We start from the raw sequence: 15,908 nt of genomic DNA on the forward strand, positions 1-15,908 counted from the left end.
TGACGAATTGTCAACCGTCAGTCCTTGCGGTCCAGCATTTCGCGCACGGCAACGGCCAGTTGCTTCAGCGAGAAGGGTTTGGGCAGGAAACCGAACTTGGCATCGGCCGGCAGGTTTCGTGCAAACGCATCTTCCGCATAGCCGGAGACGAAGATGAACTTGAGATCCGGATAGGTCTTGCGCAATTCGCGCAAGAGGCTCGGGCCATCCATTTCGGGCATGACCACGTCGGACACGACGATATCCACCTTGCCGTCAAGTTCCTCCATGATATCGAGTGCCTCGACGCCAGAGCCCGCCTCATGCACCGTATAACCGCGCGTTTCCAGCATGCGCTTGCCGCCACGCCGCACGGCCTCTTCGTCCTCAACCAGAAGCACGACGGCTGAATTTCCGGTGAGATCCACGTCCGGCACCTGTTCGGGCGTGCGGGCAATGGCCTGCGGCTCGGGCGGTGCGCCGGCATCGCCGGCCACTTCAAGCACGGGTTTTACCTCGGGAATATGGCGCGGCAGGAAGACGCGGAAAGTCGTGCCCTTGCCGACTTCCGATTCGGGGTAGATATAGCCGCCAGACTGCTTGACGATGCCATAGACCATCGACAGGCCAAGGCCGGTGCCCTTGCCCACTTCCTTAGTGGTGAAGAAGGGCTCGAAAATCTTGTCCATGATCGCGGGGGCGATACCTGTGCCGCTATCGGCCACTTCCACCATGACGAAATCATCGGCGGGCAGGCGTGCGCCAGCAAAGTTTACGGCTTCCTGCGCGCTCACATTGCGGGTGCGCACGCGGATATGCCCGCCCTGCGGCATGGCATCGCGTGCATTGACGCAGAGATTGATCAGAACCTGTTCAAACTGCGAAAGATCGGTGCGCACCGGCCAGAGATCACGCCCGTAATCCACCTCCAGCTTGACATTCGTGCCGGAAATCAGCCGATCAACCAGCATGCGCAGATCACCCACCACATCGGTGAGGTTGAGCACGGCCGGTCGCATGGTCTGCTTGCGCGAGAAGGCCAGCAGCTGGCGCACCAGCACGGCGGCGCGGTTGGCATTGCGCTTGATCTCCATCAGGTCGGCAAAGCTTGCATCCGAGGGACGCGCCTGCAGCAGAAGATGGTCGGATGACAGGAGGATTGCCGTCAGCACATTGTTGAAATCATGCGCGATGCCGCCTGCAAGCGTGCCCACGGCATTCATCTTCTGGGTCTGCGCCATCTGCGTCTCGAGCGCCTTCTGCTCGGTCGTCTCGACAGCATAGACAATGGCCACCTCTTCCGGCGCCTCGTCGCTCTCGTCGATCACGGCATTGACGTAGAAGCGCACATGGCGGCCCTCATCGCCCGGATGCCGGCAATCGATCGGCGCGATATCGCCCTGGCGGTCCTTGGCGGCTGCCAGCGCCCGCTCCAGATCACTGCGGGCACTCTCATGCACGATGGCATCCAGCGTCGCTCCGCTTTCCACGTCATCGCGGGTCACCACGCCGGCAAACAGGCGCAGGAAGGGCGCATTGATGCGCAGGATCTTGCCGCCGCCACCAATCGAGGCAATCGCCATCGGCGTATTGTTGAAGAAGCGCGTAAAGCGCATGGCAGAGGCCGATTGATCGGCGCCCTCGCCCTTGGGCCGGCCAAGCACGATGGTGCGGCTTTCGCCCGGTGCGCCGTCGCGCATGGAAGAAACCGAATGCACCAGCCGCACCGGCAGGCTCTGGCCATTGGCGCGGCGCAGATCAAGATCCAGCGTCTCGGTGCGCTTCTGGCCCGGCCCCGCCTGCACGGATTGGATCAGCGCCATGCCCTCGCCGGCCACCATATCGGCAATCGTCATGGAACCGGGTGAAAACTTGGTAAGATCAAGCCCCAGCCATTCGGCCAGCGTCGCATTGAGATAGAAGATCTCGCCCTTCTTGCCGGCGGAAAAGAAACCGGCAGGCGCATGGTCGAGGTAATCGATAGCGTTTTGCAGCTCGCGGAAAAAGCGCTCCTGGTCTTCGCGCTCAGAAGTGATATCGGCAATCTGCCAGACATCGAAAGGATGGTTGCGCGTACCTTGTGCACTAAGAATACGGGCCTTCAACCGATACCAATGGGCGCCGGAACCATTGCCGGAGGCACGTCCAAGCGGCTTCAGCAGGCGAAATTCCTCATGGCTTTCGCGGCCTTCGCGAAGGGCCGCCGTCAACCGGTAGAGCGCCTCGGTCGCCTCGCGGTTTTTCGACAGCAGTGCTTCCAGCGATTGCGCATTGGTCGCCTTAGTGGCGCCGGTCAGGCGGCCATAGGCGGCATTGGCATAGAGAATGCGGCCACGCTCATCGGTAATCAGGATGCCATCCGGGTGGCTGGCGAGATAGCTTGCGGCAAAGGCGTCGGAACGCGATTGCGGCATGACTTCGACCAGGCCAATGATCGAAGAGACGATGAAGAAAATGCCGACCATGGCCAGCACGCCCAGAACTCCGAGCACCAGCTCATTGTCCATGGAATTCTTGAAGAAAACGAAGGCGATGGACACGCCGACAAGCACGAGTGCGAGCAAAAGCAGCCGGAAGACGGTGCCGCCCCGGTTGCCTCGGTCCACCAACGGCGCATCGTAACTGCCGGCCGGCTGCGACTTCGTCATCATACCTCGCATTTCGACCCGTCATTCATTGACGGCCATGGAATCGGTCCATTGGTCTTCCATAGCAAGTTGCAGCGCCTCCAAAAAGCGCCAGACCACAGAAAGCCGTTGAAGACATTCATATTCCTATTGCCGCAGCGCATACAGCATCCATATCTGTTGAGCCGGGCGCATCGACACTATCTGGCCGATGTCGCACTCTCGCCGGGCTCTCTCGGCAGATGGTATGGAAAGACTGGCTTGCCGCAGGCTTGCGACTTGCCTACCCTGGATGATGAATGGAACAGAAGGAGCGTAAGGCATGGTCGAGGAATTGATGAGCGACTATGGCGGCCGCCTCTTCATTGCGGTTTTCGGCGTCGGGCTCGGGCTCCTCTGCCTTGTCGGTGTACTGCTGATCCTGCGTCGACGCACAGGTCCCGCCCCCTTCTTGCGCGGCGGCAAGAACCGTCAACCGCGCCTGCAGGTGCTGGATGCGGCCGCCGTCGATGCCAGACGACGCATTGTGCTCGTGCGCCGCGACAATGTCGAGCATCTCGTGATGATCGGCGGACCGACCGATATCGTCATTGAAAGCGGCATACAGAGCGCATCGCAGATTTCCGCTCTTCAGCCTCTGGCAACGGAACCGGATGTGCTTTCGCTCCAGGCCCCGCCCACAGAGCCGCGCCTTCAAGCACCGGCCAGACAACAGCAGCTGGCCGCGCCGCAGAAAGAGCGCGAAGCGTCCCCGGCCATGCCGGCGGAAACGACCCGCCGGGAACCACGCCGGCCTGTCGTGCCGGACCGCGCACCCGTCGCGGCAGAGACGCCCATCGAGCCGCCGCTGCGGACACCGGTTGCAGCACCGCCTGCTACAGCGACGCGCACGGAACCACCTGCGGCGATTGCGGAAGCAGCGGCGCCCGCCGCGGCAATGGTCGCCGCCATGCGTCCGCCCGAAACGGATGTTCCAGCCATCGCCCCTGCCCCAAAGCTCACAGAAGTAGCCCCGGATTCCGATATCGGTGCTGCAGCCGATGCGCTGGATGCGGCCCGCCGCCGCGTCTTCCAGCCAGCGCTCGACCGCACGCCAACGCCCGCCCTAGCGGTGCCGGCCACGGCAACGCTGGCACCAGAGCCGGATTCTAGAGACGAGGCCGCGGCCCCCGAACCCACGGCCCGCTCACTTGGCAGCGATTTCGATCGCATCCTGGAAGAGGAAATGGCCAATAATCTGGCCATTGAACAAGCAGCAACGGCGCCCTCTGTCGCAGCCGCATCCACGCCATCCATGCCGCGCCGCGATCCGGCAAGCCCGCGCGTCACCGGTGCCACGCCGGAACCCTCGCTGCAAAACGAGATCGCCCGCATTTTTGGCGAAATGTCCGTGACCCGCGACCAGCGATAGACCGGCTCTCATCTGTTCGTTCAGCCGCACGCGACGTCAAAACACGTCTGCGGCTCCGTACGGTTGTTACAAAACTTTGCCATAAAAAAAGGCACGCGACCCGCGTGCCTGGAAATTTCTGAGAGGGAAAAAATCTGCGGGAAGAGATTATTCGTCCCGGTAGACCTTTTCCCGACGCTCGTGGCGCTCTTGCGCCTCGATCGACAGCGTTGCGATGGGCCTTGCATCAAGGCGCTTCAGCCCGATCGGTTCGCCGGTTTCCTCGCAATAGCCGTAGGTGCCGTCATCAATGCGTGCAAGCGCCGCGTCGATCTTGGAGATCAACTTTCTCTGGCGGTCACGGGCGCGCAATTCAATGGCCCTGTCGGTTTCGGAGGAGGCCCGGTCGGCGAGATCGGGGTGGTTGGCGCTTTCTTCAGCGAGATGGCCAAGGGTCTCGCGCGCTTCTCTCAGGATGTCGTTTTTCCAGGCTACCAGCTTGGCTCGGAAGTATGCCTTCTGACTGGCATTCATGAATTCATCATCTTCCGAGAGGACGTAGCTGCTAAGGTCGATCTTCTCACTCAACGCAATTCTCCTGAAGAACAGCTCTCACGCCGCGCTCTATACTCCATTCCCATGTGCTGATTCAAGCCTTACCCGCCGCGTAAACACATTTTTAAAACTGTCACATAAATCAGCTAAATGGCTAGAAATTATGCGTTTTCGCAAAATCCACACCCTGCCGGCCCACGACCCATGGCAGCATGCCCTTTGCCACACGCACGCAACGGGAGTGTTGACGCAAGGCCCGGTAGCGCGCTAATCGACTTGGAACACGACACGCAACGCGGAGCCTCAATGATCATCGTCGATCCACCGCCCTTCCGCGTTTATCTCATGCGTCACGCCCGTTCCACCTGGGCAGAGCCCGGAGGGCGCGATTTTGACCGGTCTCTCGACGATCATGGCTATGCCGAGGCCGAACTGGTAAGCGCAAGGGCCGCAGACCGGATGCAAAGGCCTGATCTCGTCCTGTCATCGACGGCAAGGCGTTGCCGCCAGACGGCAGAAGCCGTGCAGCGCGCCTTTGGCGAAGATACCGAGATGCTGTTTGTCGATGAACTGTATAATGGCTCGCTCGAAACCTATCTCGCGGTACTTGCCGGCCAGAAGCAGGCCGGCGCCCTGATGCTGATCGGCCATAATCCGACGCTTGAGGAAGTGCTGGAATCGATGATCGGCCCCGACAGGCTGGCCGCCACCATACCGTCCGGCTATCCAACGGCAGGGCTCGCAGCGCTGGAGCATGGTGGCACGGTGATGGCCGCGTCCGGCACATGGCTGCTGAAGGATTTCCTCACCGCCTGAACGAAGGTTTTGCCAACCGTCAGACGGGCCGCGATCTTGCCCCGGCTGTCGGCGCCCTGCGCAGCCTTGTCCTGCAGCGGATCGGAGAGAGCACCGACAGCACCCTTTATCCGGCGGCGCCAGTCTCTATATAGGGGTGAACACGCATCGACAGGTTCCCCCTTGCCGCCATCACTCACCACCTTCACCGACGACGCCCTGATCGCCTTCGATAATCTCGCGGATCGGGCCACGGGCCTTGTCAACCCGACGATAAGACTTGGCGTCACCGGCCTGTCGCGCGCCGGCAAAACGGTGTTCATCTCCTCTCTCGTCCATAACCTACTGCATGGCGGACGCCTGCCGCTGTTTGAGGCCATGCGTTCGGGCCGCGTCTCGTCCGTGCGACTGGAGCCCCAGCCGGATGATGCCATTCCTCGCTTCCAGTATGAGGATCATATCGAGGCGCTGGTGCGAGACCGCATCTGGCCAGAATCGACCCGCGCCATATCGGAGCTGCGCCTGACACTGGACTATCAGAGCGCCAGTGGCTGGGGCCGGTTCTTTTCGCCGGGCAGGCTCACCATAGACATTGTCGATTATCCAGGCGAATGGCTGCTCGACCTGCCGCTTCTCGCGCAGGATTACCGCACCTTCAGCAACAATACCGTGGCGCTGGCGCAGACCGGCATCCGCCGTGATCTGGCGCGCGACTGGCTGGCGCTGGCGACAAGCCTTGACCCACATGCGGCTGCCGACGAGATGACCGCCCGCCGGCTGTCGGAAAGTTTTGCCGCCTATCTCAAGGCCTGCAAATCCGACGAGCGGTCGCTGTCGACCCTGCCGCCCGGCCGCTTCCTCATGCCGGGGGATCTGGAAGGCTCGCCGGCGCTCACCTTTGCGCCGCTGCCGAACCTGCCCGAGGCACGCTTTGAAAAAGGCACGCTCGGCGCCATGATGGAGCGCCGTTTCGAGGCCTATAAATCGGTCGTCGTGCGCCCCTTCTTCCGCGAGCATTTCGCTCGCATCGATCGGCAGATCGTTCTCATAGACGCGCTTCAGGCGCTCAACCGCGGCACGGAAGCCGTGCAGGACCTAGAGCGCGCGCTTTCCGATGTTCTGGCCTGCTTCCGCCCCGGCACCAATTCGCTTCTCTCCTCGCTGCTTGGCCGGCGCATCGACAAGGTTCTGGTGGCAGCAACCAAGGCCGATCACCTGCACCATGAAAGCCATGACCGGCTGGAGGCGATCACCCGCCGCCTTGTTGACCGGGCGATCGAGCGCATCGGCATGTCGGGCGCAGGCATTGATGTCATGGCCATGGCCTCGGTGCGCGCCACCCGCGAAGCAACCGTCCGGCAGAATGGCACGCTCCTGCCAGTCATCACCGGCACGCCTATGGCAGGCGAGGAGATCGGCGGCGAAATCTTCGATGGAAATCGCAAAACTGCTATATTTCCCGGTGACTTGCCGGACAAAACGGATTCATTGTTTGAAGCACCGGATTCAAAACCTGAAGCAGGCCTCGTTCCGCATTTGAATATCGTGCGTTTTCGCCCGCCAGACCTCGATGAAACGCAAAAAGGCATCAAGCTTTCGGTGCCGCATATCCGCCTCGACCGCGCCTTGCAGTTCCTGTTCGGAGATCGACTGGCATGACATCCCCGCATGACCCATCCGCACCTCGGCGTCCCGGTGTCTTCTCGCTGGACGAGGAGGCAAAGACAGTGGCACCACCCCGGCCACCGCGTGCCTTCGATGACGGCTTCACGCTGACGCCCGACGAGGACGACCCTTTCCTCACGCCGCCTGAACTCGCCGAGACCGCCATTGCCACACCGCGCAAGCGCGGCTTTCCCTTCGGCAGGCTTGCGCTTGGCGCGCTTAGCGCCTTCCTGTCGCTAGCCTTCTGGCTCTGGGCGGATGGGGTAGTGCGCGATCTCTTTGCCCGTGCCGACTGGCTGGGCTATGCCGCCATTGCCGTTTTGTCGATCGCCTTGCTGTCGCTTGCCATTGTCATCGCCCTCGAGGTTCTGGGCCTGATGCGGCTTGGTGCCGTGCAGTCGCTGAAGGAAGAGGCGCAGGCGGTCGGCCCGCGTGCCGGCCAGAAGGCCGCCCGTGCCATTGTCGAGCGGCTCACCGCGCTGATTGCCCACCGTGCCGAAACCGCCAAGGGGCGCGCAGCGCTCGATGCCACACGCGATGATATCATCGACGGGCCGCAGCTTCTGGATCTGGCCGAACGCGAACTGCTCGGGCCGCTTGATGCCCGTGCCCGCGCCCTCATCCTGGGTTCTGCCAAGCGCACTTCCGTCGTCACCGCCATCAGCCCGCGCGCCGTCGTCGATCTCGCCTATGTGCTGTTTGAAGTTACCCGTCTGGTGCGCGCCATGGCCGAACTTTATGGCGGAAGGCCGGGCACACTCGGGCTTTTGCGCCTGCTGCGCGATGTCGTGGCCCACCTGGCTGTCACCGGCACGATTGCGGTCGGCGACAGCCTTGCCCAGCAACTGCTCGGCCATGGCATTGCCGCCAAGCTCTCCACAAGGCTCGGCGAAGGCGTCATCAACGGTCTTCTGACGGCGCGAATCGGCATTGCCGCCATGGATCTCTGCCGGCCATTGCCATTTCGGGCGATGAAGCGGCCGGGAATTGGTGACTTCGTATCGGATATTGCCGGGACCGCTATAAACGCACCGCGCGGATAGCCTGTCGCCCCCTCCAGACAGCCGAAGTAAACGCGACATTAACCATTCGGGACGTATTGTCAGCCCTCGACACGATGCTGCTCGCCCAAGGAAAGTTAAATGGTCTCGCGCTTCTTTTCGCTGAAAGGCGGGCTTTTTGCCGCCACGTCCATCGCCGTTGCCGCGATTCTGCCGCAGGCGGAAGCTGCCTCGCGCGACAAGGTGTTTTTCGACAATGCCGCCGGCGCCTGGAAAGGTCCGGGTGAAATCGTCGCGGGCAAATACAAGGGCACCAAGTTCACCTGCAACCTGATCGGCGAGCCGGCCCCCGATGCCGAAGCCGGCATCAAGCTGGATGGCATCTGCCGCGTCGGCGTATTCAAACAGCCGATGTCGGCTGTCATCACCCAGGTCGGCGGCACCTATAAGGGCAAGTTCCTCGATGGCGCCGAAGGCAAGGGTCTCGATGTCGTGTCTGGCGCAGTCAACGGCGACAAGATGGTTGTCGGCATCAATCGCGCCAAGCTGAACGGGGCCATGGTGGCGCGCATGCAGAACAACAATGTCATGAATGTCACGATTTCGGTCAAGGTCGAGGAAGACATGGTTCCGGTGATTGGCCTGGCGCTGACCCGCGACACGGACCCGATTGCCGTCGGCTCGATCGATCCCTGATCAACGCTCGCTCAGGCGCCACCAGTCGCGGCCTTCATCGGCCACCGCAATGCCCGTGACATCGGCCTGGCACAGCCAGGCCGAAACTGTTTTGCCCAACACGACCAGATCCGGTGCGATATCGTTGAGCGGCATCAGAACGAAACCACGCTCCACCATGCGCGGATGCGGCACGTCCAGCCCCTCCTCGTGGACGTGCCGGTCGCCATAGGTCAGCACATCGATATCGATCGTACGCGGCCCCCACCGCTCGATACGCACCCGCTTCATGCCCCGCTCGATCGACAGGCAGAGATCGAGCAGTTGCTTGGGCGAAAGCGAGGTCTTCAGCACCGCGCAGGCATTGAAGAAATCCGCCTGGTCCGTCTTGCCCCAGGGCGGCGTGCGATAAAGCCGCGAAACACCCGTGACAACACAGTCATCGCGCTGGTCAAGACTGCGCAAGGCCTCCGCCATGGACCGGCCGGGATCGCCGATATTGCCGCCAAGCCCGATCGATGCCTCGACAAACTCCATGGCCGATGGTTCAGGGCCGGTGCTCAACACGCACCTCCACATAATCGAGAATGCCGGGGATCGGCACGCTCGGCTTGCGCACGGTGATCGCCGCGCAGCTGATGATTGGGAAACGCGCGCAGAGCGCCAGCGCCACGTCATGGGCCAAAGCCTCGATCAGCGCCCGGCGGGTTTTCGTTACCACATCCTCGATCACACCAAAGGCATGGCCATAATGCAGGGTCGCCTCAAGATCATCCTGTGTCAGCGCCGCATTCGCCGGCACATCAAGCTCGGCATCGACAAAGAAGCGCTGGCCGAGAACCTCTTCCTCCGGCAAGGCACCGTGGCGCGCAAAGAAGGCGCAATTTTTCAGCGTAATCCTATAGGTGCTCAAAGGCCTGTCTCCTTGCCGGCCGGCAGTGCAGCCAGCATGGCATCGGCAATGCGCAGCGCATCGCGGTTGGTGGCAATGTCATGGACGCGAAAAACATGGGCGCCGGCCATGCGCAAAAGCGCCGTGGTCGCCGCCGTTCCCACATCGCGGGCGGATGCCGGGTCACGACCGGTTGCCGCACCGATGAAACGCTTGCGCGATGTGCCCGCCAGAAGCGGCAGGTTGAGCGCCTGCAAGTGCTCAAACCGCGCCATCAGCGCCAGATCCTCCTCGGCCGTCTTGGCAAAGCCGAATCCGGGATCGAGAAGAATGCAGCCGCGCTCAATGCCGGCTGCGTCGGAAAGCTGAAGCGACGCGGCAAAGAAGGCCATCTGGTCCTCGATCACGTCGTCGAGTTTCTCCGCTTCGCGGCCGCGTCCCGTATGCATCATTACCAGCCCGGCGCCGGCCTCTGCCACCACGCCCGCCATGTCCGGGTCAAAGCGCAGGCCATAGACATCGTTGACGATATGCGCACCGGCCTCAAGCGCTGCACGCGCGGTGTCTGCCCGGTAGGTATCGATGGAAATCAGCGCATCCGTCTGCCCTGCAAGCGCCTCGATTACCGGCAGGACACGGTCCTGTTCTTCCTTGGGACTCACCGGCATTGCGCCGGGCCGGGTCGATTCGCCGCCGATGTCGAGGATCGATGCCCCTTCCGCCACGCAGGAGAGTGCATGGGAAACGGCCGCATCCCGGCCCGCATGCCGTCCGCCATCGGAAAAGGAATCCGGCGTCACATTGATGATGGCCATCAGATGGCCGGAAGCCCCAAGCTTAAGGCGCCTGCCCCTGCCGACCTTCCAGCTGCTGTTGCCGGGGAATATCACTTCGGCCTCAATCTTTTTGGAATCACGAAGAATTTCGAAACGCTGTGTTGCGATGCTAAGCGCTATGCCCCAAGCTTTGACCAGTTTCAATCTTTCAAGGACCAGAATGTCCCTTCCCCGCCGTCGCCTTGCGCTTTTCGGCGCCACACTGCTTGTGTGGATGCTGCCCGGTGCGCCCTATGCCGATCCGGTGATCAGCAAATCCTATTCCTATTTCTCGATTGGCGGACGAACGGCGGAAGATCTCGATGCCGAACTGGAACGCCGCGGGCCCTTGACCCGCCAGACCGGTTTTCGCCATCCCGGCGCCACGGAAATCCGTTTCGGCGGCGAAGTGACCTACCTGGAAAGCGAAGGCAGATGCGCCATCGGCGGTGCCAGGGTCACACTGACCACGCGCATCATCCTGCCGCGCTGGACCAACCGCAAACGCGCGCCCGATACACTGGGCCTGATCTGGGATACGCTGTCGGCCGATATCAAGCGGCATGAGGAGCGCCATGCGGAAATCGCCCGCAACCATGCCCGCCAGTTGGAACGGGCGCTTCTCAATCTGTCCCCGGCACGCACATGCAATGCCATGGAAGCGCGGGTGGGCGAGATCACCAAGGACATGATCCAGGCACATGACACCGAACAGCTGCGCTTCGACATGGTCGAATCGAAAAATTTCGATGCCCGTATGATGCGCCTGCTGAAGTATCGCGCCGGCGCCACCGACTGAAATCTCGCCCTTCGCCTGCCTGACGTTACGGACACAAGGCCGGACGCACGGCAACCCTTGCGCGAATCTTGCGCCAGGCTGATGTCACCTGCGGGGATTGACTGGTGATTTCTTCCAATGGCGTGCGTGAAGGAATGCTTATATATTCGAAACCACTGAAGGAGCACATGAAAATGCTGCTCTGGAAGAGAGGGTTCCGATGCTGCTAGCGAGGCGGCGCAGGCGGCATCGGCACCTCTTCTTCACCGGCATCTCTCTTGCGCCGACATGACAAGTGCTCCAATCGAGCCCGAACCGCAGTTCGCATATGGCAAACTTCCGTGTTCCACCCGTTTCCCGCGTGTTTCCGATGTTCTCCCGGCGTATTCTCAAAGCCCCAGGTGTTTCCTCCCTCGCCTGCCGGTGATACGCCCACCTTGGCCTCGCTTGACGCACTTGCGCAGCGAGGCCTTTTTCTTTGTTTGACACTCTCTGCGCAACGGCGCCCAGATCAGCCTTGGCGTTCCGGCACATGGACCACAAGCCCGTCAAGCTCGGGGGTGATCTTGATCTGACAGGAAAGCCGCGACGCAGGGCGCACGTCGAAGGCGAAATCCAACATGTCTTCCTCCATCGGCGCCGGTCCGCCGACAGCCGTCGCCCAGGCGTCATCGACATAGACATGACAGGTGGCACAGGCACAGGCGCCGCCGCATTCCGCGTCGATCCCCGGCACGGAGTTGCGCACGGCATTCTCCATCACGGTCGATCCGGGCTGGGCGTCGATATCAATGCGCGTGCCGTCGAAGGCAACGATGGTCAATTGCGTCATTTCGGGATCCTGGAAAACAAACAAAAAGGCGGCGTTGTCTTCCGACAATTCACCGCCCCAGTCAATCTTAACCCGGAAATGCCGGCATGAACGCTTGGGCCGCGTGCGTCAGCGCTGGAGCTTGAGGATGAAATTTTCAGCTTCCAGAACGGCCGCACTGAGCGTGGCGCGCAGCGCCGCATCCTCGGGATTGGCTTCCAGCCGCTCGGCTTCGCGTGCCACACGAAAGGCACCGACGCTGTTGGCGGCGCTGCGCAGGCGGTGCGAAGCGGCCACCACGGAAACGGCTGTGCCCTCTGTGATTTCGACCAGTGCGGCGCGGGCCTGGCGCGCAAACAGGCTCAGCACTTCGGCCTCGAGCACCTTGTCGCCCATCGTCTGGACCGCCAAGTGCACCAGGTCGATCGGCCGCGCCTTGTCAGGAGCATAGCCTCGTGCATTATCCGGAGCGTCAAATGCGATACTGACCGCAGCCATGAATATCATCCCTTGTTGTCGTCACCCCGATCCTGGCCGGGCACTGGTGCCTATCCCGTTAAATTTCGGCACAATCGCGGCGCAATTTCTAAAAGCATGGTTAATTTTGGCTAAGCAACGCAAAAGGCACGCAAATCCTTTCCGGGCGCAGTTTAAAATCTGTTAACAACAATTGCCGCTCCTGTGTGGCGGTTGCCCCAGAATTGTGTCTCGATGCCGAATGTGTCACTACAGTACGATTGACACTGGTGTGAGCATGACGTTCACCCCAGCAGGGTGCCCCGGTAAGCCTTTCTTATGATCACTCTGCAAGGAAGGTCGTCCGGACTTGATAATGAGCGGAAGCTGAGGCGAAAGCGCTGAAGATTCCGTGCCGACCCGATTGATGGTTTCGCTGCAGGCGGCAATGCGGATACCGCGATCGGCCGGATGAGTATGTAACGAGGCGTAACCGCATGGCCAAGAATCCCAACAGCGAATCGATCGACGAGACCGCATTCCAGGCGCTGGAAGATGCGTTGAAGATCGATTTCAACGACGAGCCACAGCCGGCACCTCAATCCAAGTCCGTTCCCCCTGTCCGGGAGGCCAAAGTGAAAGAGACGTCCGAGCAGCGACCCGCCCCGCAGGCGCGGCGTCCACGTCCGCCCGAGGCGCCGCCGCGCGCCGCGCCGGCAGAGGCCACAGCTCCGCGTTCGCCAAGCCTCGAGCCGGCCAATGACAGCGGTCGTCGCAATACGCTGGCCATTCTGCGCTCGCTGGAAAGCGGTTCCATGCGCTCGGGTCTGCGCAATGCCAGCATTATCTCCGCCCTCTGGGCAGTGGGTGGCATCGGACTTGCCCAGGTCATCTATGGCGGGCTGCTCTGGCAGATCGCCTCGATTGCTGATCTCGTCGCCCTGCCCGGCCTGTTTGCCGTCATCGTCGGCATTTTCGTGCCGATCATGCTCTTTTATGCCTTTTCCATCATGATGGCGCGCGCGCAGGATCTACGCAACGCCGCCCGTTCGATGGCCGAAGTGGCCCTGCGCCTGTCCGAACCGGAAACAATCGCCTCCGAGCGCATCATGACCGTCGGTCAGGCTGTGCGGCGCGAAGTCTCGGCGATGAACGAAGGCATAGAACGTACCATAGCCCGCGCCACAGAACTCGAAACACTGGTGCATTCAGAAGTCACGGCACTCGAGCGCAGCTATGCCGACAACGAATTGCGTGTGCGCGGCCTGGTGCATGAACTGGGCTCCGAGCGTGATGCCATCGTCAACCATGCCGAGCGCATCCGTTCCTCCATCGTCGGCGCCCATGACCAGTTGAAGGAAGAATTGTCGCTGGCAACCGAGGAGATCGCCGTCCGGCTTGCGACCTCCGGTGAAGCCTTTGCCTCGATGATCGATACGCGCGCCGCCGTTCTGATGGAAAAGTCGAATGCCGCAGGCGATGCGCTCGGCACGCTTCTGTCGGCCAAGACGGAAAGCCTTTTGCAGGCCCTCAACGCCTCGGGTTCAACGCTTGCCTCTGAATTCGACAATCGCCTGGATCACCTGACATCCACGCTGTCGTCACGCGGCAATGACATCCTCAAGAACTTCGAGACCCGCGCCTCGACGCTGGATGCCAGCACCGACAAGCTCAATGCCGCCTTGGCCGAGCGCACGCGGCTGCTCAATGAAACGCTTTTGACGCGCACCCGCGAAATCAGCGAGACGCTGACCGGCGGCGAACGCACGATCACCGGCACGCTCGGCACGGTCCTGAACACGCTCAACCGCTCGCTTGACGAAAAGGGCGCCACCTTCCGCCAGCGCCTGCAAAGTGCGGCCGATGATGCGATCATGGATCTCGACCTGCGCAATGGCCTGTTTGAAGAGCGCCTTCAGGGCACGATCAGCCAACTCAGCACCACATTCGATACGGGCCTTGAGGAATTCACCTCGGCCTTTGACCAGCGCGCCGGCACGCTCGGCAGCAAGCTGACGGAGAGCCTCACGCGCATCAGCGCGACGGTGAATGGTGGTTCCGATTCCATCGAAGGCATTCTGTCGACCAGCATCGAGCGTCTCGGCTCCTCCTTCACCGATCACTCGCTCACCATTGCCACAGCCCTTGGCGCCAATCAGGAACTCTTGGAAAACACGCTGCAGAGCGGTACGAACCAGTTCACCACCGCGCTGGACAGCCGGACCCGCAAGCTGACGGCCGAACTTGAGGAGCGCAACCGTCTTCTCAACGAAGGTCTCGACAGCCGCAGCCGTCAGTTGGTCGACGACCTCGATCTGCGAGCCAATTCCATTACCGACGGTTTCGACACGCGCCGTACAGCGCTGGCCGGTGATCTCGACGCGCGCAACCGCTCCCTCTTCGACACAATCGACGCCCGCACCCAGGCCATCACCGAGGGGTTGGACAGTCGCCGCGAAACCTTCGTGCGCGACATCGACTCTCGTAGCCAGACGCTTCTTGATGGTTTTGATACGCGCAGCCGCGGCCTGACGGAGGGCCTCGACGCCCGATCCAATACGCTCTTGAGCGAGCTTGAAGACCGTAGCCTGCAACTGGCCAGTGCGCTGGCCGTGCAGTCCGCCGAACTGAGCGACAATGTCGCCAATGCCCATGAACGCATCGGCGCGGTAATGAACGAACAGGCACGCGCCTTCAGCGGTGCGCTGGACGACAGTCAGTCACGGTTTGCAGAGACCGTGTCCAACCGCTCCGCCGCCATCGTGGAAGCCGTGACAGGCAGTCAGCAACGCTTTGCCGATGTGCTGGATGCAAAGACGGCGGCGCTCGAAAATGCCGTGGTCGGAGCGCCCGAGCGGCTTGCCGATCTTATCGATACGCGTATCGACAGCATGTCGCGCACGCTTGCAAGCGGCCATCAGCGCATCGAAACCGATCTCGACCAACGCATGAGCGCACTCGGTGAAATGGTCGCCGGCGTTCATGAGCGCATCGGTGACACGTTCGATGATCGCACCATGGCGCTCACCACAACGCTGTCGGTCAGCGAAGACCGTCTCACCGGCCTCTTCGATAGCATGTCCGAGACGCTCGTGTCCGGTCACCAGCGCATCGAAACGGATCTCGGCCTGCGCATGAATGCCCTGGGCGAAATCGTCTCCGGCGTCCATGAGCGCATCGGCGATACGTTCGATGATCGCACCATGGCGCTCACCACAACGCTGTCGGTCAGCGAAGACCGCCTCACCGGCCTCTTCGACAGCCGCATTGATGTGATGTCGCAAACGCTGGCTGATGGGCATGAGCGGATCGACAGCGATCTCGGCCGCCGCGTCAATGCCCTGGGTGACATCGTATCCAGCGCTGGCGAACGCATCGGCGATGCCTTTGACGACCGCACCATGGCGCTCACCACAACGCTGTCGGTCAGCGAAGACCGCCTCACCGGCCTCTTCGACAGCCGCATCGA

General features: G+C 61.7%; 13 protein-coding genes and 1 pseudogene. 7 read left to right on the top strand and 7 right to left on the bottom strand.

Features of this window, described 5'->3' with window-relative positions; translation table 11 throughout:
• Positions 1-17 precede the first annotated feature (17 nt).
• A complete protein-coding gene (locus E8M77_RS13970) occupies positions 18-2,627 on the bottom strand; it encodes a PAS domain-containing sensor histidine kinase (RefSeq protein ID WP_137131254.1) in 2,610 nt (869 codons plus the stop codon).
• 301 nt (positions 2,628-2,928) lie between these two features.
• Between E8M77_RS13970 and E8M77_RS13975 the strand changes: the two genes are divergently transcribed.
• Positions 2,929-4,017 (top strand): flagellar biosynthetic protein FliO, encoded by a 1,089-nt coding sequence (locus E8M77_RS13975; RefSeq protein ID WP_137131255.1) that lies wholly within the window; start codon positions 2,929-2,931, stop codon positions 4,015-4,017.
• Between the two features lie 147 nt (positions 4,018-4,164).
• Here the strand turns inward: E8M77_RS13975 and dksA are convergent, their stop codons facing one another.
• On the bottom strand, positions 4,165-4,584 hold the full coding sequence (gene dksA, locus E8M77_RS13980) for an RNA polymerase-binding protein DksA (RefSeq protein WP_137131256.1): 420 nt from the start codon (positions 4,582-4,584) through the stop codon (positions 4,165-4,167).
• Positions 4,585-4,857: 273 nt separating this feature from the next.
• On the opposite strand from dksA, the gene E8M77_RS13985 reads away from it, so the two are divergent.
• The 4 genes from E8M77_RS13985 to E8M77_RS14000 all read left to right on the top strand — a co-directional run bounded on the left by E8M77_RS13985 (position 4,858) and on the right by E8M77_RS14000 (position 8,708).
• Positions 4,858-5,367, top strand: coding sequence for a histidine phosphatase family protein (locus E8M77_RS13985; protein WP_137131257.1), 510 nt, complete (start codon positions 4,858-4,860; stop codon positions 5,365-5,367).
• A 162-nt stretch (positions 5,368-5,529) separates the two neighbouring features.
• Entirely contained in the window at positions 5,530-7,005 is a 1,476-nt protein-coding gene (locus E8M77_RS13990; RefSeq protein ID WP_137131258.1) for a YcjX family protein, read from the top strand.
• Positions 7,002-8,054: a TIGR01620 family protein gene (locus E8M77_RS13995; protein ID WP_137131259.1), complete on the top strand. Its 1,053-nt coding sequence runs from the start codon at positions 7,002-7,004 to the stop codon at positions 8,052-8,054. Before E8M77_RS13990 ends, E8M77_RS13995 begins: the two co-directional genes overlap by 4 nt.
• Positions 8,055-8,153: 99 nt before the next feature.
• Entirely contained in the window at positions 8,154-8,708 is a 555-nt protein-coding gene (locus E8M77_RS14000; protein ID WP_137131260.1) for a hypothetical protein, read from the top strand.
• Here the strand turns inward: E8M77_RS14000 and folK are convergent, their stop codons facing one another.
• From folK to folP, 3 genes are read right to left on the bottom strand one after another with little or no spacing between them, the layout of a single operon-like run.
• Positions 8,709-9,224, bottom strand: coding sequence for a 2-amino-4-hydroxy-6-hydroxymethyldihydropteridine diphosphokinase (gene folK / locus E8M77_RS14005; RefSeq protein ID WP_137131305.1), 516 nt, complete (start codon positions 9,222-9,224; stop codon positions 8,709-8,711).
• Positions 9,225-9,234: 10 nt separating this feature from the next.
• A complete protein-coding gene (gene folB, locus E8M77_RS14010; RefSeq protein ID WP_137131261.1) occupies positions 9,235-9,600 on the bottom strand; it encodes a dihydroneopterin aldolase in 366 nt (121 codons plus the stop codon).
• Entirely contained in the window at positions 9,597-10,394 is a 798-nt protein-coding gene (gene folP / locus E8M77_RS14015; RefSeq protein WP_137131262.1) for a dihydropteroate synthase, read from the bottom strand. Before folP ends, folB begins: the two co-directional genes overlap by 4 nt.
• Positions 10,395-10,575: 181 nt before the next feature.
• Between folP and E8M77_RS14020 the strand changes: the two genes are divergently transcribed.
• Positions 10,576-11,193: a DUF922 domain-containing protein gene (locus E8M77_RS14020; protein ID WP_170975878.1), complete on the top strand. Its 618-nt coding sequence runs from the start codon at positions 10,576-10,578 to the stop codon at positions 11,191-11,193.
• 490 nt (positions 11,194-11,683) lie between these two features.
• Here E8M77_RS14020 and E8M77_RS14025 read toward each other — a convergent pair whose 3' ends face one another.
• Positions 11,684-12,004, bottom strand: coding sequence for a 2Fe-2S iron-sulfur cluster-binding protein (locus tag E8M77_RS14025; RefSeq protein WP_137131264.1), 321 nt, complete (start codon positions 12,002-12,004; stop codon positions 11,684-11,686).
• A gap of 108 nt (positions 12,005-12,112) precedes the next feature.
• The gene (locus E8M77_RS14030) at positions 12,113-12,481 is read right to left on the bottom strand and encodes an Hpt domain-containing protein (RefSeq protein ID WP_137131265.1); all 369 of its coding nucleotides are present in this window, start codon (positions 12,479-12,481) and stop codon (positions 12,113-12,115) included.
• A 455-nt stretch (positions 12,482-12,936) separates the two neighbouring features.
• Between E8M77_RS14030 and E8M77_RS24235 the strand changes: the two are divergent.
• A pseudogene (locus E8M77_RS24235) lies at positions 12,937-15,908 on the top strand (hypothetical protein); the annotation flags it as partial.

The sequence above is a fragment of the Rhizobium sp. FY34 genome, from assembly GCF_005222845.1.
In the GTDB taxonomy this organism is placed as follows: Bacteria; Pseudomonadota; Alphaproteobacteria; order Rhizobiales; family Rhizobiaceae; genus Neorhizobium.

Excerpts from the sequence above, each read along its gene's own strand:
- E8M77_RS13975 (WP_137131255.1), top strand. The coding sequence starts at position 2,929 with ATGGTCGAGGAATTGATGAGCGACTATGGCGGCCGCCTCTTCATTGCG.
- E8M77_RS13985 (WP_137131257.1), top strand. The coding sequence starts at position 4,858 with ATGATCATCGTCGATCCACCGCCCTTCCGCGTTTATCTCATGCGTCAC.
- E8M77_RS14030 (WP_137131265.1), bottom strand. The coding sequence starts at position 12,481 with ATGGCTGCGGTCAGTATCGCATTTGACGCTCCGGATAATGCACGAGGC.
- E8M77_RS13970 (WP_137131254.1), bottom strand. The coding sequence starts at position 2,627 with ATGACGAAGTCGCAGCCGGCCGGCAGTTACGATGCGCCGTTGGTGGAC.
- E8M77_RS14020 (WP_170975878.1), top strand. The coding sequence starts at position 10,576 with ATGTCCCTTCCCCGCCGTCGCCTTGCGCTTTTCGGCGCCACACTGCTT.
- E8M77_RS13995 (WP_137131259.1), top strand. The coding sequence starts at position 7,002 with ATGACATCCCCGCATGACCCATCCGCACCTCGGCGTCCCGGTGTCTTC.
- E8M77_RS14025 (WP_137131264.1), bottom strand. The coding sequence starts at position 12,004 with ATGACGCAATTGACCATCGTTGCCTTCGACGGCACGCGCATTGATATC.
- folP (WP_137131262.1), bottom strand. The coding sequence starts at position 10,394 with ATGGCCATCATCAATGTGACGCCGGATTCCTTTTCCGATGGCGGACGG.
- E8M77_RS14000 (WP_137131260.1), top strand. The coding sequence starts at position 8,154 with ATGGTCTCGCGCTTCTTTTCGCTGAAAGGCGGGCTTTTTGCCGCCACG.
- folK (WP_137131305.1), bottom strand. The coding sequence starts at position 9,224 with ATGGAGTTTGTCGAGGCATCGATCGGGCTTGGCGGCAATATCGGCGAT.